The sequence below is a fragment of the Streptomyces sp. NPDC039465 genome (assembly GCF_055639315.1).
The window spans coordinates 639,384-659,793 of sequence record NZ_JBVKAP010000003.1; the positions used below are offsets into that span (position 1 = coordinate 639,384).

General features: G+C 73.1%; 20 protein-coding genes. 13 read left to right on the forward strand and 7 right to left on the reverse strand.

Annotated elements, in window-relative coordinates:
- Positions 1 to 51 precede the first annotated feature (51 nt).
- Complete coding sequence (locus tag ACZ7LT_RS13310) at positions 52 to 1,455, forward strand: amidase (protein WP_471236121.1); 1,404 nt, start codon at positions 52 to 54, stop codon at positions 1,453 to 1,455.
- Here the strand turns inward: ACZ7LT_RS13310 and ACZ7LT_RS13315 are convergent.
- A complete protein-coding gene (locus ACZ7LT_RS13315; protein ID WP_471236122.1) occupies positions 1,445 to 1,831 on the reverse strand; it encodes a MerR family transcriptional regulator in 387 nt (128 codons plus the stop codon). The two genes, ACZ7LT_RS13310 and ACZ7LT_RS13315, sit on opposite strands and share 11 nt — an antisense overlap.
- 65 nt (positions 1,832 to 1,896) lie before the next feature.
- On the opposite strand from ACZ7LT_RS13315, the gene ACZ7LT_RS13320 reads away from it, so the two are divergent.
- The 5 genes from ACZ7LT_RS13320 to ACZ7LT_RS13340 all read left to right on the forward strand — a co-directional run bounded on the left by ACZ7LT_RS13320 (position 1,897) and on the right by ACZ7LT_RS13340 (position 6,830).
- Positions 1,897 to 3,117 carry an MFS transporter gene (locus ACZ7LT_RS13320; RefSeq protein ID WP_471236123.1) on the forward strand — a complete coding sequence of 407 codons (1,221 nt, stop codon included), beginning with the start codon at positions 1,897 to 1,899 and terminating at the stop codon, positions 3,115 to 3,117.
- A 58-nt stretch (positions 3,118 to 3,175) separates the two neighbouring features.
- Complete coding sequence (locus tag ACZ7LT_RS13325) at positions 3,176 to 3,826, forward strand: M15 family metallopeptidase (RefSeq protein ID WP_471236124.1); 651 nt, start codon at positions 3,176 to 3,178, stop codon at positions 3,824 to 3,826.
- Positions 3,827 to 3,894: 68 nt separating this feature from the next.
- Positions 3,895 to 4,725 carry an inositol monophosphatase family protein gene (locus ACZ7LT_RS13330; protein ID WP_471236125.1) on the forward strand — a complete coding sequence of 277 codons (831 nt, stop codon included), beginning with the start codon at positions 3,895 to 3,897 and terminating at the stop codon, positions 4,723 to 4,725.
- A 129-nt stretch (positions 4,726 to 4,854) separates the two neighbouring features.
- Entirely contained in the window at positions 4,855 to 6,276 is a 1,422-nt protein-coding gene (locus tag ACZ7LT_RS13335; RefSeq protein WP_471236126.1) for a phytoene desaturase family protein, read from the forward strand.
- Complete coding sequence (locus tag ACZ7LT_RS13340) at positions 6,273 to 6,830, forward strand: O-acetyl-ADP-ribose deacetylase (protein WP_471236127.1); 558 nt, start codon at positions 6,273 to 6,275, stop codon at positions 6,828 to 6,830. The genes ACZ7LT_RS13335 and ACZ7LT_RS13340 overlap by 4 nt, the downstream gene beginning before the upstream one ends.
- 138 nt (positions 6,831 to 6,968) lie before the next feature.
- Here ACZ7LT_RS13340 and ACZ7LT_RS13345 read toward each other — a convergent pair whose 3' ends face one another.
- Complete coding sequence (locus tag ACZ7LT_RS13345; protein WP_471236128.1) at positions 6,969 to 7,619, reverse strand: class I SAM-dependent methyltransferase; 651 nt, start codon at positions 7,617 to 7,619, stop codon at positions 6,969 to 6,971.
- 255 nt (positions 7,620 to 7,874) lie between these two features.
- Here ACZ7LT_RS13345 and ACZ7LT_RS13350 point away from each other — a divergent pair, with 255 nt between their 5' ends.
- The 6 genes from ACZ7LT_RS13350 (at position 7,875) to ACZ7LT_RS13375 (ending at position 14,883) form a co-directional block, all read left to right on the forward strand.
- Positions 7,875 to 8,759 (forward strand): aminoglycoside phosphotransferase family protein, encoded by an 885-nt coding sequence (locus ACZ7LT_RS13350; RefSeq protein WP_471236129.1) that lies wholly within the window; start codon positions 7,875 to 7,877, stop codon positions 8,757 to 8,759.
- A 696-nt stretch (positions 8,760 to 9,455) separates the two neighbouring features.
- On the forward strand, positions 9,456 to 10,370 hold the full coding sequence (locus ACZ7LT_RS13355) for an adenosine kinase (protein ID WP_471236353.1): 915 nt from the start codon (positions 9,456 to 9,458) through the stop codon (positions 10,368 to 10,370).
- Entirely contained in the window at positions 10,367 to 11,059 is a 693-nt protein-coding gene (locus tag ACZ7LT_RS13360; protein WP_471236130.1) for a GMC oxidoreductase, read from the forward strand. Before ACZ7LT_RS13355 ends, ACZ7LT_RS13360 begins: the two co-directional genes overlap by 4 nt.
- Positions 11,056 to 12,000: an aldo/keto reductase gene (locus tag ACZ7LT_RS13365; RefSeq protein WP_471236131.1), complete on the forward strand. Its 945-nt coding sequence runs from the start codon at positions 11,056 to 11,058 to the stop codon at positions 11,998 to 12,000. The genes ACZ7LT_RS13360 and ACZ7LT_RS13365 overlap by 4 nt, the downstream gene beginning before the upstream one ends.
- Before the next feature lie 894 nt (positions 12,001 to 12,894).
- Positions 12,895 to 14,370 (forward strand): AlkA N-terminal domain-containing protein, encoded by a 1,476-nt coding sequence (locus tag ACZ7LT_RS13370; RefSeq protein ID WP_471236354.1) that lies wholly within the window; start codon positions 12,895 to 12,897, stop codon positions 14,368 to 14,370.
- 12 nt (positions 14,371 to 14,382) lie between these two features.
- Entirely contained in the window at positions 14,383 to 14,883 is a 501-nt protein-coding gene (locus ACZ7LT_RS13375) for a methylated-DNA--[protein]-cysteine S-methyltransferase (protein WP_471236132.1), read from the forward strand.
- Here ACZ7LT_RS13375 and ACZ7LT_RS13380 read toward each other — a convergent pair.
- From ACZ7LT_RS13380 to ACZ7LT_RS13390, 3 genes are all read right to left on the reverse strand, one after another.
- Positions 14,880 to 15,602: an SIR2 family NAD-dependent protein deacylase gene (locus ACZ7LT_RS13380; RefSeq protein WP_471236133.1), complete on the reverse strand. Its 723-nt coding sequence runs from the start codon at positions 15,600 to 15,602 to the stop codon at positions 14,880 to 14,882. The two genes, ACZ7LT_RS13375 and ACZ7LT_RS13380, sit on opposite strands and share 4 nt — an antisense overlap.
- A 77-nt stretch (positions 15,603 to 15,679) precedes the next feature.
- Positions 15,680 to 16,171 (reverse strand): NUDIX domain-containing protein, encoded by a 492-nt coding sequence (locus ACZ7LT_RS13385; protein WP_471236134.1) that lies wholly within the window; start codon positions 16,169 to 16,171, stop codon positions 15,680 to 15,682.
- A gap of 9 nt (positions 16,172 to 16,180) precedes the next feature.
- Positions 16,181 to 17,371, reverse strand: a complete 1,191-nt coding sequence (locus ACZ7LT_RS13390) for an ADP-ribosylglycohydrolase family protein (protein ID WP_471236135.1) — start codon at positions 17,369 to 17,371, stop codon at positions 16,181 to 16,183.
- A gap of 191 nt (positions 17,372 to 17,562) precedes the next feature.
- On the opposite strand from ACZ7LT_RS13390, the gene ACZ7LT_RS13395 reads away from it, so the two are divergent.
- On the forward strand, positions 17,563 to 18,717 hold the full coding sequence (locus ACZ7LT_RS13395) for a glycerate kinase (RefSeq protein WP_471236136.1): 1,155 nt from the start codon (positions 17,563 to 17,565) through the stop codon (positions 18,715 to 18,717).
- Positions 18,718 to 18,790: 73 nt separating this feature from the next.
- On the opposite strand, the gene pssA is transcribed toward ACZ7LT_RS13395, so the two are convergent.
- Positions 18,791 to 19,666, reverse strand: a complete 876-nt coding sequence (pssA, locus tag ACZ7LT_RS13400) for a CDP-diacylglycerol--serine O-phosphatidyltransferase (RefSeq protein WP_471236137.1) — start codon at positions 19,664 to 19,666, stop codon at positions 18,791 to 18,793.
- A complete protein-coding gene (locus ACZ7LT_RS13405) occupies positions 19,659 to 20,315 on the reverse strand; it encodes a phosphatidylserine decarboxylase (protein WP_471236138.1) in 657 nt (218 codons plus the stop codon). The genes pssA and ACZ7LT_RS13405 overlap by 8 nt, the downstream gene beginning before the upstream one ends.
- Between the last annotated feature and the right edge of the window lie 95 nt (positions 20,316 to 20,410).

Below are 20,410 nucleotides of genomic sequence, written 5' to 3' on the forward strand. Positions count from 1 at the left end.
CGACGGCGCCGGGGGCTGACACCCTTCCTACTCTCCAGTAGGCTCCGCGCCATGGCGACGACCCATGACGGACTGGCGCGGCACGCAAGGAATCTGACGGAGGGTCATGCCACCTCCGTGGAGCTGGTCAAGGCCTCGCTGGACCGGATCGCGGCCACCCAGGGCACCCTCAACGCCTTCCGGCTGGTACGGACCGAAGAGGCGCTGCGCGAGGCCGAGGAGGCCGACCGGCGTCTGGCGGCGGGGGAGAAGGCACCGCTGCTCGGTGTGCCCGTCGCCGTCAAGGACGACACCGACGTCGCCGGGCTGCCCACCGCCTTCGGCTGCGCCGGGGACCTGCCACCGGTCGCCGCCGACGGCGAGGTCGTCCGCCGGCTGCGCGCCGCCGGAGCCGTGATCGTCGGCAAGACCAACTCCTGCGAGCTCGGCCAGTGGCCCTTCACCGAAGGCGCCGCCTTCGGCGCGACCCGCAACCCCTGGTCGACGGAGCACACCCCCGGCGGATCCTCGGGCGGGTCGGCCGCCGCCGTCGCGGCCGGGCTCGTCCCCGCCGCCCTCGGCTCCGACGGCGCGGGCTCCATCCGTATCCCCGCCGCCTGGACCCACCTCGTCGGCATCAAACCGCAGCGCGGCCGGGTCTCCACCCACCCGTACACCGACTGCTTCGAAGGCCTCACGGTCAACGGACCCCTCGCCAGGACCGTGGCCGACGCGGCCCTCCTCCTCGACGCCGTCAGCTCCACCGACGGCACCGCCGCCAAGCCGCTCGACGCCTGCGCCGCCGCCCGCCGCGACCCCGGACGGCTGCGGATCGCGCTCGCCCTGCGGGCGCCGTTCACCGCCACCCCCACGCCGCTGCACCCGCAGATCCGCGCCGCCGTGCTCGCCCTGGCCGAGACGCTCGCCCGCCTCGGCCACACCGTCGAAGAGGCTCGCCCCCGCTACGGACTCATCGGCCTCAGCTTCCTGCCCCGGGCCACCGCCGGGATCGCCGCCTACGCCGACCGCCACCCCGAGCCCGCCCTGCTCGACCCCCGCACGCGCAGCGCCACCCGCACCGGCCACCACCTCGGCGGCCGGATCCTGCGCGCTGCCCGCGCCCGCGAGGGCCGCCAACACGCCCGGATCGGCGCCATCTTCGACACGTACGACATCGTGCTCGCCCCGACCACGGCGGCCCCGCCGCCCCGCATCGGCACCTTCGACGCGCTGCCGGCCTGGCGCACCGACCTGACGATGGCCGCGGCCTGCCCCTACGCCTGGCCCTGGAACGTCCTCGGCTGGCCCGGCGTCAACGTCCCCGCCGGATTCACCACCGACGGCCTGCCGGTCGGCGCCCAACTGCTCGGCCCCTACGGCGGCGAGGAGCGGCTCATCTCGCTCGCCGCCCAACTGGAGGACGAGCTGCGCTGGTTCGAGAAGACACCGCCGCTCCCCGCCGCCGTCAGTCGCTGACGCCCCCGCCTGCGGCCGCGGTGGCGCGCACCGTGTCGAGGTACTCCGCGATGGCGTCCCGGTTGCGGATCAGGCAGTTGACGCGCTCGGTCATCCGGTCCCGCTCCCGCTCCAGCACGGCGAGCATCTCCGGTGTGGCGTCCTCGAAATGGATGACCCGCGGCTTGTCCAGGCACGGCAGGATCTGCTTGATGATGCGGGTCGGCAGCCCCGCGTCGAGCAGCCCCCGGATCTGCAGCACCCGGTCCACGGTCCGCTCGTCGTAGCTGCGGTAGCCGTTGCCGCAGCGGTCGGGAAGAATCAGCCCCTGCTCCTCGTAGTAGCGCAGCAGCCGCCGTGGTGTCGCGGTCCGCTCCGACAGCTCCCCGATGCGCATGTGACCGCCCTCACGTCCCGTCGCGTTGACCCTCACATCAATGTGAAGGTTCGAGCATACGTGCCATGACCACCTGCACGACTCCACAGGTCGTTTCCCCCACCGGCAAGGCCCCCGCCCCGGCCAAGGCCCGACTCCCCCTGCCCGCGCTGCTCGCCCTCGCCACCGCCGTCTTCGTCACCAGCCTCACCGAGACCCTGCCCGCCGGTGTACTGCCCGCGATGAGCGCCGACCTGGGCGTCGGCGAGTCCGCCATGGGTCAGTCGGTCACCATCTACGCCCTCGGTACCGCCCTCACCGCGATCCCGCTCACCGCCGCCACCGCGGGCGTGCGCCGCAAGCGGCTGCTGCTCACCGCGATGGCCGGGTTCGCCGTCGCCAACACCGTGACCGCCTTCTCCGGCCACTACCCCCTCACCATGGCGGCCCGGTTCGTCGCCGGAGTCGCGGCCGGCCTCGCCTGGGCCCTGCTCGCCGGCTACGCCCGGCGCCTGGCCCCCGTACCGCTCCAGGGCAAGGCCATCGCCCTCGTCATGACCGGTGTGCCGCTCGCCCTCTCCCTCGGTGTCCCGGCCGGCACCTTCCTCGGCCACGCGCTGGGCTGGCGTGTCACCTTCACCCTCATGACTGCCCTCGCCGGCGTACTCATCGGCTGGATCGCCCTCACCGTCCCGGACCACCCCGGGCAGCGCCGGGGCCACCGCCCGCCGATGCTGCGCGCCCTCACCGTCCCCGGGGTCGCACCGGTCCTCTCCGTCACCCTCGTCTTCGTCCTGGCGCACACCCTGCTCTACACCTACATCGCGCCCTTCCTCGGCCGGCTCGGCATGGCCGGCTCCACCGACCTGGTCCTGCTCGTCTTCGGCGCCGCCTCCCTGCTCAGCATCTGGATCGTCGGCGTCCACATCCACCGGCGGCTGCGCGCCCTGACCGTCGCCGCCGTGCTCCTGTTCGCCCTCGCCGCGGCCCTGCTGGCGGCCCTCGCCGACAGCCCCGCCCTCGTGTACGCGGCCGTCACCCTGTGGGGCCTGGGCTGGGGCGGCGCCCCCACGCTGCTCCAGACCGCCGTCGCCGACGCCGCAGGAGACTCGGCGGACGCCGCGCAGGCCATGCTGGTCACCCTCTGGAACGCGGCCATGGCGGCCGGCGGAGTCGTCGGCGGCATCCTCCTCGGCCTCTTCGGCGCCGCCTCCTTCGCATGGAGCGTCCTCGCCCTGCTGGCCCCGGTCCTCATCGTGGTCCTCGCCGCACGCGTCCACGGCTTCCCGGCCAGGCGCCCCCATTAGGGGACTGGGTGGCGCGTCCGAACTGCGGGGCGGGGTGCCGTGCACCTAGGGTGAAAAGGTGCAAATCGTACTCCGCGCGGCCGCGGCGGCCCTGGTCCTGGTCTTTGTCCCGCCACCGGCCGGAGCCGGGGCCCGCGCCGCCCGCCTCGACGCCGTCGTCACACCGGTCACCGCGGCCGAGCTCGGCGCCTCCTACCGCCCCGGCTGCCCGGTCCCGCCAGAGCGGCTGCGCCGGATCACGATGAACCACTGGGACTTCGCCCGAGAGGTCCGCCGCGGTGAACTGATCGTCCATCAGGATGTCGTCGCGCCTCTCGTCACCGTCTTCGGCAAGGCCTTCGCCGCGCGCTTCCCCATCCGCCGGATGCGTCCCGTCACCGAGTACGGCGCAAGCGACCCCGCCTCGATGGCCGCCGACAACACCTCCGCCTTCAACTGCCGTTCGGTGACCGGTGACGCGACCCGCCTCTCCCAGCACGCCCACGGCGACGCCGTCGACATCAACCCGCTGGAGAACCCGTACGTCGACCGCCGCGGCACCGTCCACCCGCCCGACGGGGTCCCCTTCCTGGACCGGAGCCGGGTCACCCCCGGCATGATCCTGCCCGGCGACGTCCTCACCACCGCCTTCGAGGCGATCGGCTGGCAGTGGGGCGGACGCTGGAGCTCCGCCCCCGATTTCCAGCATTTCTCCGCGAACGGGCGCTGAACGGCGGATGACCGGGCGATACGCCCCGCACCACCCCGATTGTCAGCGGCCCGTGCTTTGCTGGACACATGATCGATGAAATCCTTGACCTGTCCGCCGGCGCCCTGTCCGACGTCGAGGAGGCCGTCCGCAAGGCGGCCGCCGCCGAGATCATGCCCCGCTACCGGCAGCTCGCCACCCACGAGATCGTCGAGAAGAACGGCCCCCACGACCTGGTGACCGTCGCCGACCGGGCGGCCGAGGAGCATCTGACGGCCTCGCTCACCACGCTGCTGCCCGGCTCGGTCGTCGTCGGCGAGGAGGCCGTGCACGCCGACCCGACCGTCTACGACGCGCTGCGCGGCGAGGCCCCCGTCTGGATCGTCGACCCCGTCGACGGCACCCGCCAGTTCGTCAACGGCGAGCGCGGCTTCTGCACCCTCGTCGCCCTCGCCCGGCGCGGCGAGGTCCTCGCCTCCTGGACGTACGCGCCCGCCCTGGAGGAGATGGCCGTCGCCGTCCGGGGCCGCGGCGCGCTGCTCAACGGCGAGCCGATACGGGCCGGTGCCCCCGCCCCCGGCGCCCCGCTGCGGATCGCCACCTCCCACCCCGACTACACCACGCCCGAGCAGAAGCACGCCCTGCTCGGGCTCTCCGTCGACGGCGTCAGCGCCCGCCCCTGCGGCTCGGCCGGCCTGGAGTACCTCTCCGTCGCCCGGGGCGACCTGGACGCCGTCGCCTTCTCCTGGGAGTACGCCTGGGACCACGCGGCCGGCCTCCTCCTGGTCACCGAGGCGGGCGGCGCCCATCTGACCACCACCTACGAGCCGTTCCGCATCATCGGCGGCAACACCCTGCCCTTCACCGCGGCCCGCGACGCCGCGACCGCCCGGAGGGTCGTGGAGTTGCTGACGGTCTGACAGGGGCGTACGGCCCGGCAGCCCGTAGGACCGGGCATGTGGCCGGATGACGCCGGGCCGCCGACACCCGCCCGCCCCCGCCGGAATATCCTGGGAACCCTGGCCACCGGCTGACGAAGGAGTCCGAAGGTGACGTCCATGCTCGATGCCGTCGTCGTGGGGGCGGGACCCAACGGACTCACGGCCGCGGCCGAACTCGCCCGGCGGGGCCACAGCGTCGCCGTGTTCGAGGCCCAGGACACCGTCGGAGGCGGTGCCAGGACCGAGGAGCTCACCCTCCCCGGCTTCCGCCACGACCCCTGCTCCGCCGTCCATCCCCTCGGCATCGGATCGCCCGCCTTCAAGGCCATGCCGCTGGCGCGGTACGGCCTCGAATGGCTCCACCCCGACCTGCCGATGGCCCACCCCTTCGACGACGGCACCGCCGCCGTCCTCTCCCGCTCCGTCTCCGAGACCGCCGCCTCCTTCGGCGCCCGCGACGCCGGGGCGTACCGCCGCCTCGTCGCCCCGTACCTCGGCAAGTGGGACACCCTGGCCCGGGACTTCATGTCCCTGCCGCTCACCGCGCTGCCTCGCGACCCCGTCACCCTGGCCCGCTTCGGCATCGACGGACTCCCGCCGTACGGCTGGCTGGCGCGCCGCTTCCGGGACGACAAGGCCCGCGCCCTCATGGCCGGACTCGTCGCCCATGTCATCGCCCCCCTCAACGGCTTCGCCACCGGCGCCGTCGGCCTGATCTTCGCGCTCGCCGCGCACGAGAACGGCTGGCCGATGCCCCGCGGCGGCTCGCAGTCCATCTCCGACGCGCTCGCCGGCCTCCTCCAGGACCTCGGCGGCGTGATCCACACCGGCTTCGAGGTCAAGCGCCTGGACGACCTGCCGCCCGCCCGCGCCTATGTCTTCGACACCTCGCCGACCGCGCTGGCCCGGATCGCCGGCTTCGGCGGTGCCTACGACCGCTACCGCTACGGCGCCAGCGTCTTCAAGATCGACTACGCGCTCGACGGACCCGTCCCGTGGACCGCCGAAGCACCCCGCCGCGCCGGTACCGTCCAGGTCGGCCCCACCACCGCCGAGATCGGCGCCGCCCTCGACCAGGCGTACCACGGCACCGCCCCCAGGACCCCCTTCCTCATCACCGCCCAGCCCAGCCTCGTCGACCCCTCGCGCGCCCCCGAGGGCAAGCACGTCTTCTGGGCGTACGGCCACGTTCCCAACTCCTGGGAGGGCGACCTCACCGAAGCGATCGAGCGGCAGATCGAGCGCTTCGCCCCCGGCTTCCGCGACCGCGTCCTCGCCCGCGCCACCGCCGGACCCCCCGAGCTCGCCGCCCGCAACGCCAACTACATCGGCGGCGACATCGCCTGCGGCGCCGCCAGCGGCCTCCAGCTGATCCTGCGGCCCAAGCTCTCGCTCTTCCCGTACCGCACGCCGCACCCCGCCGTCTTCATCTGCTCCTCGGCGACCCCGCCCGGCCCCGGAGTCCACGGCATGTCGGGCCACAACGCCGCCAAGGCCGTCTGGCGCCATCTGCGTGGAGGAACGTCATGACCCAGAGCCCGCCCGTCATCACCCTGGTCCACGGCGACATCACCGACCAGCACGTCGACGCCATCGTCAACGCCGCCAACTCCTCCCTGCTCGGCGGTGGAGGCGTCGACGGCGCCATCCACCGCCGGGGCGGACCGGCGATCCTCGAGGACTGCCGCAAGCTCCGCGCCTCCCACTACGGTCGCGGGCTGCCCACCGGCCAGGCCGTCGCCACCACCGCCGGACGCCTGCACGCCCGCTGGGTGATCCACACCGTCGGCCCGGTCCACTCCGTCGTCGAGGACCGCTCCGACCTCCTCGCCTCCTGCTACCGCGAGTCGCTCCGGGTCGCGGACGAACTGGGTGCGCGCACCGTGGCCTTCCCGGCGATCTCGACGGGGATCTACGGCTGGCCGATGGCCGACGGCGCCCGTATCGCGGTGGAAACGGTGCACGCCACGCAGACGGCTGTCGAGGAGGTCCGCTTCGTCCTCTTCGACGCGCCGGCCTACAGGGCGTTCGCCGAGTACGTCGGCAAGCCCGCACACGGTGGTGGGAGCTCCCCTCTCGCCTGAGTCCCCATGACTGCGCCAGGGGGCGACACCTCCTACCGGTGTCGCCTCTTTTGTCCGCCAGTGATCCGTTCGCCGTTCAACGCCGAGCCCGGCGTTCCACGCCCGCTTCCCTGATCGCCGCCCAGACGCGGCTCGGCGTCAGCGGCATGTCGATGTGCCGAACACCGAGGTGGGCGACCGCGTCGGGCGCAGTTCTTCGAGCAGGCTGAACAGCGACCCGGTCGGCGGGTCCATGACGTCACGGTTCGGCGCCAGCGGGGTGGCACCCCGGCCGCTCTCGCGGGCCCGCAGTGCGCGGGTGAAGCGGTCGAGCTTGGCGACCCACGGGACGGACAAGTCCCGGTGGTTCCACAGGACGCCGAACGTGCCGCCGCCCCGGAGTACCCGCGCGATCTCCGGGACGGCGCGGTCCGGGTCCATCCAGTGCCAGGCCATGGAGATCAGCACCGCGTCGGCCCGGCTGTCGGGCAGGGGCATCTCCTCGCCGGTTCCCGGCAGCAGCAGCGCCTCCAGGCAGGTGCGGGCGAGCGTCTCGCGCATCCGCGGGTCGGGCTCGACGGCGAAGACGTTCCGCACACGGCCCACCAGGCGCCGGGTCAGCGCGCCGGTGCCGGCAGCGAGGTCGACCACCGTCTCGCAGCCGTCCGGGAGGAGCCAGTCCAGAGCCGTGGTCGGCACGCTGGGCCGAAAGCGGTCGTAACGATCGGCGATTTCACCGAAGGACGGTCCTCGTGTTCCGCTCTGGGCTCGCAGTGCGGTGAAGGCCGCCGCCGCCTTTTCTTGGAGCATGCAGAACTCCAGCGGTACGTCGGTGGTGTTGTAACCCTTCAGTACCTTGTTTCCCAGGTGAGTCGCTGCAGGGAACCGATGTCCATGTTTTTCTCCCGGAGACGCCGCGCACATCTTCATTGGAATACGAGCCAATCCTCGGGCTGAGCCGACGCCGTGCCTATTGGCTCTTCGGTCATGCGGCACGATCCCGGTCACCCCGGTGTTCGACCGGTGCTAGCGTGCCTGCGCATGCCAGTGATCTAAGGATGAGCAATGGACGAGTTGACATTCGAGCAGGACTTGGTGCACGCACTGCTGCGGGATCAGCACCCGGATCTCGCGGACCTTGAGCTGCGTGATGTCAACGGAGGCTGGGACAACCAGCAGTGGCGCCTGGGGGAGGAGCTGGCTGTGCGCTTGCCGCGCACCGAGCGAGCGCCGGCTCTGCTGCACACGGAGCAGAGGTGGCTGCCGTCGCTGGGCGAACGCCTGCCGCTGCCCACGCCCACCCCCGTGCGTATCGGTCACCCTTCGAGCCTGTTCGAGCACACGTGGACGATCGCGCGCTGGGTCGAGGGCGAGCCGGCCGATCACGCGCCGATCACGCGCATCGAGGCGGCCGAGATCCTCGCGGGGTTCCTGAGAGCGCTGCATCACCAGGCGCCGGCCGACGCCCCGGGCAACCCCTCGCGCGGCGTCCCCCTGGCCGAAGTGCAGGGGGCCGACGGCTGGTTCGAGGTCATCGCCGGCCACGCGGACGTGGACGCCGCGCGGGAAGTGTGGGAGAAGGCCGTCGCGGCGCCGGTCTGGCAGGGCGCGCCGCTCTGGCTGCACGGTGACTTGCATCCGGCGAACGTGGTCGTCCGGGACGGGATGCTCGCCGGGGTGATCGACTTCGGCGAAATGTGCGCGGGCGATCCAGCGACCGATCTTTCGGCCGCTTGGATCCTGTTGCCCGCCGGCGCGGCGAGTCGGTTCTTCGACGCCTATGAGCAGGCCGACGACGCCACCATCGCCCGGGCCCGCGGCTGGGCCGTCCTGCGCGCCCTGAACCTGATCTCGATCGGACGGGCTGGGAGGCGCGGTCTGCCCGGGGGCAAGCCGACCTGGGAACCGGCCGGCTACGCCACGCTTGAACGGGTCCTGGCGGCGAACTGACTGGGGCCGCCCGCCCGCCGACCCTCTCACGCAGCTGGCGTGTGCTCTCACACCGGTTGAAGGGAGTGCGGAGCGCCCAGTACGAGGGCCGCGTTGGCGCCGCCGAACGCGGCGTTGAGCGACAGCGCCCGGGAGACCCTCGCAGGCCTCGCGGTGGGGGGATGGTTGCCGCCACGCATGCGTTCACGAACGCCAGTCGAGGCCGCCCGAGACGGAACTCCTCCCCGATGGCCTCGGGTAGTACCGCCGGCAGGCTGTGCAGCACACGGGCTGCGCGAACAGCCCGAGCAGTACGCCCGGCTCCGGGCCAACGTCATGGCCACCGCACGGCAGTTCACCTGGCAGCAGGTGGCCCGCCGGCACCTCGACGCCTTCAGCGACCTGTGGGACGGGCGACGGTCCGAACGCGACATCGAACTGCTCCTGCGGTACGGCTGGTTCGACCTGCTGCCCGACGAGGCCTACGCGACGCACGGCGCGGCGATCGCCGAGGCGGCCGCCCGCTCGCCCTGGAGGAGATCCGGGAGCATGCGGGCCCGCGCGTCGTGGCCGGGCTGTACGACGGGCTGGGCAGCCCCGCGTCCCAGGCTCGCAATAACTTGCGGAAAACCTCTGCAAGATCTTGTCGGGGGTCGGACGGACTGCTTGACTCCCCTGCTGGTGACCACAGTTGGACCCAGCTCCGGGAGGAACAGCGTGAGCACTGAGACCGACGTCCTCGTCCTGGGAGGAGCGGGCGTGGACACCATCGTGTACGTCCCCGAGCTGCCGCTCCCCTACGCCGACAGCTACATGATCCGGCCCGGCATCGAGACCCGCGCCGGACAGACCGGCGACTTCGTCGTCCTGGGCGTCAGCGCCCTCGGCCTGCGCACCCACCACCTCGACATGATCGGCACCGACGAGGCGGGCGACCTCGTGCGGGCATTCCACCGTGACCGGGGCATCGCGCTCACCGAGGTCCCGCTCCCCGGCGGCACCAAGCGCGCCGTCAACCTCGTCGGACCCGACGGGCGACGGCTCTCCCTGTACGACGACAGCCGCTCCCAGGAGGCGGACCGGCTGCCCGAGGAAACGGTTCGGGCGCTCGCGGCGACCAGCCGCCACGCCCATGTCTCCATCACCTACCCGTGCGCCTTCGCCCTCCCCGCGTTGCGGGACGCCGGCGTCACCCTCTCGACCGACCTGCACAACTGGGACGGCGACAACCCGTACCACGAGCCCTTCGCCTACGAGGCCGACCTCGTCTTCGTCTCCACGACCGCGCTGACGGACCACGAGCGGACCATGCGGCAGATCGTCGAGCGCGGCCGGGCCGAGATCGTCGTCGCCACCGCCGGAGCCGACGGCGCCTTCATGCTCGCGGACGGCGAGCTCACCCACATCCCGCCGGTCACACCCCCCGGCCCCGTGGTGGACTCCAACGGCGCCGGCGACGCCTTCGCCGCCGGCTTCCTCTTCGGCCGGCTGACCGGCGAACCGCTGCGCCGGTGCGGGCTCTTCGGCGCGGTGGCCGGCGCCCACGCCTGTACCGTGCCGGCGACCCGGGCCGACGCCATCGGCCTCGACCAACTCCTCGCCCGCGCGGCCACGTGGGAGAGCGCCACATGACCGTCGGCGCCCGGTCCGCGGGCCCACCGGCCTCCGCCGGGTACGACGTCGTCGTCCTCGGCGGGGGAGTGGCCGGCTGCGTCCTGGCCTCGCGCCTCAGCGACATCCTGCCCTCCGCCGGCCCGCCGCTCTTCGGGAAGCTGCCGGCGGGCCGCTACGAGGCCGGGATCTCCGCCTTCCTGATGAAACCGGCCTCGCGGGGCCGCGTCCGGATCAGCTCCGCCGACCCCGAGGCCGCCCCCGACATCGACCCGGCGTTCCTCACCGATCCGGACGGCGCCGACCTCGCCGTCCTGCGGTCGGGGCTGGAGACCGTCGAACGGCTGGCCGCCGCACCCGCCCTGAAGGCCCTCGCCGGCCCGGTCCCGGGACCCCGGGGCCGGGACCTGACGGACGGCGAACTCCGCGCCCGCCTCGGCACGTACTGGCACCCCGTCGGCACCTGCGCCATGGGACCGGCCGACGATCCGACCGCCGTGGCCGACGGAACGGGCTGGGTCCGGGGCGTCGCCAACCTCCGGATCGCCGACGCGTCCGTGCTGCCCACCGTCCCGGCTGCCAACACCCAGCTTCCGGTGCTGGCGCTGGCCGAGCTGCCGGCCGCCGCGTTCACCGCCGAGCCGGCCGAAAGCGCGGCCCCCGCATCGGCAAGAGCGGACCTCCCGGCCGAAGGAGAGGACCTCGCATGACAGGAACCACGGAGCCGGCCGGCACCGGCCGCCTCGTCTACGGCTGCATGGGGCTCGGCGGCGGCTGGGACCGGCAGCCGTACACCGCCCAGGACATCGACCACGCGGAAGCCGCCGTCCAGGCCGCCCTGGCCGCCGGCATCACCACCTTCGACCACGCCGACATCTACCGGCACGGCAAGTCCGAGTCGGTCTTCGGCGAGGTACTCGCCCGCACCCCCGGACTGCGCGACCGGATCACCCTGCAGACCAAGTGCGGCATCCGGCTCGCCGACGGCGAAGGGCCGGGCCGGTACGACCTGCGCGGCCCGAGCATCGTCCAGCGGGTAGAGGAGAGCCTCGCCCGGCTGCGCACGGACCACGTCGACGTCCTGCTGCTGCACCGGCCCGACCCGCTCGCCCGCCCCGAGGAGATCGCCGAGGCGCTCACCGCGCTCCACGACCGGGGACTGGTACGGCACTTCGGCGTGTCCAACATGAGCGGCGCGCAGATCGCCCACCTCCAGACCTGGCTCGGCCACCCGCTCACCGTCAACCAGCTCGAGATGAGCCTGAGCCGGCGCGACTGGGTCGAAGCCGGCGTCCTGGTGAACACGCCCGCCGCCGCGAACGGCTTCCCGCTTGGCACGCTCGAGTACTGCTCCGCCCAGGGCATCCGCCTGCAGGCCTGGGGCGCCCTCGCCAAGGGCCGCTACACCGGCGCCGAGGACACCCCGGCCGCCCGGCTGGTCGCCACACTCGCCGAGGCCAAGGGGACCACCCCCGAGACGATCGTCCTCTGGTGGCTCCAGCGGCACCCCGCGGGCATCGCGCCCGTGATCGGCACCGCGCGCCCCGACCGCATCCACGCCTGCCGGGACGCCGCCGTCCGTGAACCCGCGCTCACCCACGAGGAGTGGTACGAGCTCTGGATCGCCGCCCGCGGCACACCCTTGCCCTGATCCGGCCCCGTACGCCGCCTTCAGGACCGACCACATGACACGGAGACACAGCGTGACAACAACCACGGCAGACGCGGCACCCGCGGCAGGCACCGCGCCCACAGCGGCGGTCACGCCCGGATCCCTGCAGTCGGCCCGCTTCTTCATCACCTTCCGCTGCAACTCGCTCTGCGGATACTGCAACGTCTGCCAGGACGACAAGGTCAAGGGTCTACCAGGAACTCGACCTGGAGCGAACACCACGAGTACTGCTGGGGCATCCAGCGCTCCCCGCACACCTGGATACGGCTGGTCTACCGCGACCTCGCACCCACGCTCCAGGCACTCGCCGAGGAGGGACTGCTCGCCCAGGACGCCTACGAGACGACGATCGCGCACCTTTACGAGGTCCAGCTCGCATGGTGGCAGGCGTACCTGGGCCGCTACTTCCGCGGCGGCGAGGCCATCGACACGGCGGAGCCCGTCGAGGTCGTCGCCCGGTTCCTGGCGCGCACCACGGCCCTGCTGCCCGAGGACCCCCGCTCCGTACGGGTCCGTGAGGTCCTGCTCCACGCCGGCTGCGTCCTCGGCCTCGCCCCGGCGACCCTCGCGCCGCTGGCGGCCCACGAGCCGTTCCCCGAGGCCGCGCTGACCGCCAGACACCTGCTGCTCATCGCCGCGGACGCCGACCTGCCCGCGTACGCGGAACTCCTGCCGGCCGCGGCCGCGGAGCCGCTGCGCCGGGCAGCGGCGGGGGACCGGCACACCTCGGCCGTGACGGTCGACGACTGGGCCGACGCACCCGAGACCGGCCGGTTCCGGGCCTCGAAAAAGCCCTGGCAGCCGAAGGGTGATGTCGCTTTTCCGCCAGCCGTCGAGCGGAGCGTCCCCCAAGCTGGACCCATGCATCCCGCCATGCACACCGACACCGAGAGCTGCGTGCGCGCCGTCCAGTCCAAGGACGCCCGCTTCGACGGCGTCTTCTTCACCGCCGTCCTGACCACGGGCATCTACTGCCGCCCCAGCTGCCCCGTCGTACCCCCCAAGCCCCAGAACATGGTCTTCCACCCGAGCGCCGCCTCCTGCCAGCGCGCCGGGTTCCGGGCCTGCAAACGCTGCCGCCCCGACACGAGTCCCGGGTCCCCGCAGTGGAACGCCCGCGCCGACACCGTCGCCCGCGCCATGCGGCTCATCCAGGACGGTGTCGTCGACCGCGAGGGCGTCCCCGGCCTCGCCGGCCGGCTCGGCTACTCCACCCGCCAGATCGAACGCCAGCTCCTCGCCGAGCTCGGCGCCGGGCCGCTCGCCCTGGCCCGCGCACAGCGCGCCCAGACCGCGCGGCTGCTCATCGAAACCACGCCGATGCCGATGGCGGACATCGCCTTCGCCGCCGGGTTCGCCTCCATCCGCACCTTCAACGACACCGTCCGGGAGGTCTTCGCCCTCGCCCCCGGCGAGCTGCGCGCCCGCGCCACCCGCGCCCCGGCCGGTGTCCCGCGGACCCCCGGCGTCCTCACCCTGCGCCTGCCGTACCGCGCGCCCCTCAACCCCGACAACCTCTTCGGACACCTCGCCGCCACCGCCGTCCCCGGGGTGGAGGAGTGGCGCGGCGGCGCCTACCGCCGCACCCTCACCCTCCCGTACGGCCACGGCATCGTCGCCCTCACCCCCACCCCCGACCACATCGCCTGCCGCCTCTCCCTCACCGACCCCCGCGACCTGCCCATCGCCATCAGCCGCTGCCGCTGGCTGCTCGACCTCGACGCCGACCCCGTCGCCGTCGACGACCAGCTCCAGGCCGATCCGCTCCTCGCCCCCCTCGTCGCCAAGGCGCCCGGCCGGCGCGTACCGCGCACCGTCGACGCCGCCGAATTCGCCGTACGGGCCGTGCTGGGCCAGCAGGTCTCCACCGCCGCCGCCCGCACCCACGCTGCCCGCCTCGTCACCGCCCACGGCACCCCCGTCGACGACCCCGAAGGCGGCCTCACCCACCTCTTCCCCACCCCGCGGGCGCTCGCCGCCCTCGACCCCGAGACCCTCGCCCTGCCGCGCAGCCGCCGCACCACCCTGGTCACCCTCGTCCAGGCCCTCGCCGACGGCACCCTCGGACTCGGCGTCGACAGCGACTGGGGCGAGGCCCGCGCCCGCCTCGCCCAGCTGCCCGGCTTCGGCCCCTGGACGATCGAGGTCATCGCCATGCGCGGCCTCGGCGACCCGGACGCCTTCCTCCCCACCGACCTCGGCATCCGCCGCGCCGCCAAGGACCTGGGTCTGCCCTCCACACCCGCCGCCCTCACGGCCCGCGCCGCCGCCTGGCGGCCCTGGCGGGCGTACGCGGTCCAGTACCTCTGGGCGACCGACAGCCACCCCATCAACCACCTGCCCGCGTAAGGACTTCTCGCGATGCCCCGCCAGCACACGGTCGTCACCAGCCCCTACGGCCCCCTGACGCTCGTCGCCACCGACGGCGTGCTCAGCGGCCTCTACATGACCGCCCAGCGCCACCGCCCCGCCGAGGAGACCTTCGGCAGTCCCGACCCCGGTCCCTTCGACGAGGCGATCAGCCAACTGGAGGCCTACTTCGCCGGCGAGCGGCGGGAGTTCGACCTGCCGCTGCGGCTGCACGGCACCGACTTCCAGCGCGCCGTCTGGGAGCAGCTGCGCACCATCCCGTACGGCGAGACCCGCACCTACGGCAAGCTCGCCGAAGCCCTCGGCAAGCCCACTGCCTCCCGCGCCGTCGGCCTCGCCAACGGCAAGAACCCGATCGGCATCATCGTCCCCTGCCACCGCGTCATCGGCGCGAGCGGCAGCCTCACCGGCTACGGCGGCGGCCTCGACCGCAAGCAGCGCCTGCTCGCCTTCGAGGCCGGCGCCCCCGAGCAGGCCCTCTTCCTCCTCTAGAAGCCGAGGCGCTCAAGGAGAGCCGGGAGCGCCGTCCCGATCGGCTCCCGGATGATCTCGGCGGCCAGCTCGTCGTACGGCGTCGGCTCGGCGTTCACCATGATCAGCCGCGCCCCGCCCTCGGCCGCGATCCCGGCGAGGGAGGCCGCCGGCTGCACCTGAAGGCTCGTCCCCACCGCGATGAACACCTCGGCCGCCTTGGCGATCGCCATCGCCTCGCCGAGCACCACCGGATCGAGCCGCTGCCCGAACATCACCGTCGCCGACTTCAGGATCCCGCCGCACGCCCGGCACAGCGGATCCGCTTCGCCCGCCCGCACCCGCTCCAGCGCCTCCTCCATCGAGGACCGGGCATGGCAGCCGGTGCACACCACCGCCCGTGCGGTGCCGTGGAGTTCGAGGACCTTGCGGTCGGGCAGGCCGGCCAGCTGATGCAGCCCGTCCACGTTCTGCGTGATCACCCGCACCGCGAACCCGGGCGTCTTGTCCAGCGCGGCGACGGCGCGGTGCGCGGCGTTCGGCTCGGCCCGCAGCGTGGTGGCGTCCCGCCGCATCAGCCAGGCCCGGCGCCGGATCTCCGGGTCGGCCATGTAGTAGTCGTACGTGACGAGCTTCTCGGCTTCGGGATCGCGCCGCCACAGGCCGTTCGGCCCGCGGTAGTCGGGAATGCCGGAGTCCGTGGAGATCCCGGCCCCGCTGAGGATCGCGACGAGAGTCATACGGCGAGCGTAGGCACCGCCCCTGGCGTCCGGCGAACGGATTACCCGCGCGCCGGGACGCCACCGGGCCCCGCCCGTCAGCGCGGCGGCAGGCCGTTCTCCAGCTCCACCGCGCCCGTGCCCGCGGTCACCGCGTCCAGGGCCGCGACGACGCGGTGGCCGAGCGCCTTGGGCAGATAGGTGAGGAGCTCGTCGCGGGGAACCAGCTTCCAGGACAGCAACTCCTCCGCCTGGAGCCGGATCGCCGCGAACTGCTCCGCCGACAGCACCCCGCCGTCGAACACATAGGCGGCGATCGGCGGCCGCGCCGGCCCCGGCACCCAGTCGACCGCGAGCAGCCGGCCCAGCTCCACGTCCAGACCGATCTCCTCCGCCGTCTCCCGGCGGGCCGCCTGACGCGGCGTCTCGCCCTCGTCGGACTCGATCGTCCCGCCGGGCAGCGTCCAGCCCTCGCGGTAGTTGGGCTCGACCAGCAGGACGCGCCCCTCGGCGTCCCGGAACAGCGCGGCGGCACCGGCCAGCACGCGGGGCAGACTCGCGATGTACGTTGCGTAATCGGTGGTGGTCACACGGTCAGCCTAGCCGGAGGCCAACCGCAGGGTGCGCGCTGACAGTTCACTGATCCGCACCCCGTCGAAGCCGAACACCGCGCTGCGCACCCGGTCCTCCAGCGGCTCCGACCACTGCGGCCCGATCCCCGACGCCCCGCACAGCACTCCGGCCACCGAGCCCGCCGTCGCCCCGTTGGAGTCGGTGTCCAGACCGCCGCGGACGGTCAGCGTGATGGTCCGGGTGAAGTCGCCCTCGCCGTACAGCAGCCCGGCGGTGATCACCGCCGCGTTGGGGATCGTGTGGATCCAGCCGAGGCCACTCGTCTGTGACGCCAGCTCGGCGAGCGCGTCCTGCCATGCGACGCCGGCCTCGTGCAGGGCGACCGTGTGACGGACCGTACGGGCCAGCCTGCTGCTCGCCGGAATCCGCTCAAGCGCCCGCTCGACCGCCTCCCGGGGCCCCGCCGCGGTGAACGCGGCCGCGATCAGGGCGGCGGCCCACATCGCCCCGTACACGCCGTTGCCGGTGTGCGAGAGCGTCGCGTCCCGGCGGGCGAGCGCGGCGGCCCGGCGCGGATCGCCCGGCGAGGTCCAGCCGAAGATGTCGGCCCGGATCAGGGCACCGATCCACTCCTGGTGCGGATTGTCGTAGGTGGCGGTGAGCGGCGGGCGCAGCCCGTTCGCCAGATTGCGGTAGGCGGCCCGTTCGGCCGTGAACGTCTGCAGATACGGCAGCCGCAGCAGCCACAGCTCACCGACCTGCTCGGTGGTGAACTGGAAGCCGCGCGTCTCCAGCAGATGCAGCCCGAGGATCGAATAGTCGATGTCGTCGTCCCGGCAGCTGCCGTGGATCCGTCCCCGCACGCACTGCGGCCACTCCGGCCGCAGCTCGAAGCCGGTCGCCTCGACCGGGGGAGGGGGCAGGTAGTCGGTGAGCGGCAGCGCGCCGGTCAGCCGCAGATAGCGGTCGATCCGCTCGGGCGTCCAGTGGTCCCCGCGCTCCACGGGCTTGCCGAGCATGTTCCCGGCGATCCGCCCGGTCCAGCCGCCCAGGATCCGGTCGGCGAGCCCCGGCCCGGCCGCCCGGCCCGTCCGCCGCCCGCGCGCCTCCTCCGGCCCCCGCTCGTCCGGCTCCCGCTCCTCGGGCACCCAGTCCGCCGGATCCCGGCCGTCCGCCGTCGGGGTCCGTACGAGATGCTCCGTCCTGTGAGGGCCCATATCTCCGGTGTACCGAATGAACGGCCGGAGCGCGCGGCGGTGGCCTGGGACGAGATTTGATCGATCGTTTCCCGGCTCGATGGCCCCCCTATGGGGCGGAATATCGCCTTATGAGGGGGTGGCACGCGGTCTGACGCTGCGGATAGGGTCAGGCACGGCGCGACTGCCTGTTCGAAAGCAAGGGATGCAAGGTGACGGACGGAGCAGTAACTGAGGTCGCACGCGTGCTCGTCGCGGCCGACAAGTTCAAGGGTTCGCTCACGGCCGTACAGGTCGCGGAGCGGGTCACAGCAGGTCTGCGACGGGTCGTCCCGGAGCTCGAAGTGGAGACCCTGCCCGTCGCGGACGGCGGCGACGGCACGGTCGCGGCCGCGGTCGCGGCGGGTTTCGAACGCCGTGAGGTACGGGTCACCGGACCGCTCGGCGAGCCGGTCACGGCCGCGTACGCGCTGCGGGGACAGACGGCCGTCGTCGAGATGGCCGAGGCCTCCGGCCTCCAGCTGCTGCCCCCCGGCGTCTTCGCGCCGCTCACGGCGACGACGTACGGCTCCGGAGAGCTGCTGCGGGCTGCCCTGGACGCCGGTGCGCGCACCATCGTCTTCGGCGTCGGCGGCAGCGCCACCACGGACGGCGGGGCCGGTATGCTGGCCGCCCTCGGCGCCCGCTTCCTGGACGCGTCCGGCGAGCCGGTCGGCCCCGGCGGCGCGGCCCTGGCCGATCTCGCCACCGCCGACCTGTCCGGCCTCGACCCCCGCTTCCAGGACGTCGACCTGACCCTCGCCAGCGACGTCGACAACCCGCTCACCGGCCCCACGGGCGCCCCGGCGGTCTACGGCCCGCAGAAGGGCGCCTCGCCCGACGACGTGGCCACCCTGGACGCCGCCCTGAGCCACTTCGTGACCGTCCTGGAGAAGGCCATCGGGCCCAAGGCCGCCGAGTGCGCGGTCGCGCCCGGCGCGGGCGGCGCGGGCGGCATCGGGTACGGCGCGCTGGTCGGCCTCGACGCGAGCTTCCGCCCCGGCATCGAACTGATGCTGGAGGTGCTCGGCTTCGCCCCCGCCCTGGCGCGGGCCACCCTGGTCATCACCGGCGAGGGCTCCCTCGACGAGCAGACCCTGCACGGCAAGGCCCCGGCCGGGGTCGCCGCGGCGGCCCGCGAGGCCGGCATCGACGTCGTCGCCGTCTGCGGCCGCCTCGCCCTGACGCAGCAGGCCCTGGAGACGGCCGGCATCCGCCGCGCCTACCCGCTCAGCGACCTGGAGCCCGACCCGGCGAAGTCCATCCCGGGCGCCGGCCCGCTTCTCGAAGAGGTGGCCGCGAACATCGCCCGCGACTTCCTGGCGTGACGTCCGCGCCGTGAGCGCACGAGAAGGGCCCGGGTGCATCGCACCCGGGCCCCTCTCATGTCATGCGTCGGCCTTACGGCAGCTGCGCCGCCCGGGCCTCCGCCCGCGCCTCGCGGTTCTCGCGGCGGTTGCCCCGGAAGGTGTTCACCCGGCGGGCCGTCGCGAAGAGCGGGATCACCGCGCCCAGGACCACCTGGAGCGCGCAGCCGGTCTGGAGCAGCATCTGGCCGCCGGGGGCGTCGAACGCCCACGCCGCCAGCATGCCCATCGCGCCCACGATCCAGCTGAGCATCGCCACCGCGAGGATGCCCCGCGGCTTCGGGTACTCGACCCGGCTCACCATCAGCCAGGCCACCCCGATGATCGCGAGGAGCGTCGGGATGAACGGCAGCTCGAGGAGCACGATCGAGACCACGGTCAGCGCGCCGAAGGGGCTCGGCATGCCCTGGAACATGCCGTCCTTCATGGTCACGCACGAGAATCTCGCGAGCCGCAGCACGACCGCGAGGAGCACCACGATCGCGGCCACCGCCGAGACCTTCTGCTGCGCGCCGGGCGTGACCATGCCGTACACGAGGACGAAGTAGGCCGGGGCCAGACCGAAGCTGATCAGGTCCGACAGGTTGTCGAGCTCCGCGCCCATCGGGGACGAGCGCAGCTTGCGCGCCACGATGCCGTCGAACAGGTCGAAGATCGCCGCGGCCAGCATCAGGATCACGGCGGTGGCGGCGCTGTTGCGCGCCATGCCGGTCTCGGTGCTGCCCGTGAGGTGGGGGATGAGGATCCCGGTGGTGGTGAAGTACACCGCCATGAATCCGCACGTGGCGTTACCGAGCGTGAGGGCGTCCGCTATGGACAGCCTCAACGACAGCGGCATCTCCTCCGCCTCTTCCGCGGCTTCCGCCTCGGCGTCGGCGACCCAGCCGGCCTGAGCCTCAGGATCAATCACGGTCAATGCGAGTCACCCCTGCGGTCGTGGTCTGACCGACCTCGACAGCGACGTCGACACCTTCCGGAAGGTAGATGTCAACGCGCGACCCGAAGCGGATCAGACCGATGCGCTCGCCCTGCTCGACCTTGGTCCCCTGCGGGATGTACGGCACGATGCGCCGGGCGACCGCTCCCGCGATCTGCACCATCTCGATGTCACCGAGCTCGGTGTCGAAGTGCCAGACAACGCGCTCGTTGTTCTCGCTCTCCTTGTTGAACGCCGGGACGAACCCGCCCGGGACGTGCTCCACGGAGGTCACCGTGCCGGCCAGCGGCGCGCGGTTGACGTGGACGTTGAGCGGGCTCATGAAGATGGCGACCCGGGTGCGTCCGTCCTTCCACGGCATGATGCTCTGCACCACACCGTCGGCGGGCGAGATGACCCGGCCCTGAGCGATCTCCCGCTCGGGGTCGCGGAAGAACCACAGCATGCCCGCCGCCAGCGCGGTGGTGGGCACGGCGATGGCCGCGGCACGCTTCGACCGGCGCGCACGCACCAGGCTCAGCGCCGCCGTGGCGACGGTCGGCAGAAGCCACGGCGATGCTCCGCGTGCGATGCGTACGCCGAGGAGGCTGTCGCGAGGTGCAGAGGTTTGGCTGTGGGGCATGGATGACCTTCGTAGCGGATGATGCCGCACTGGCAACGGGGGACGGCGGCTTTCCGGCGATGCTATCGGTTGCGAGCCGCAACTGGGCAAGCCAG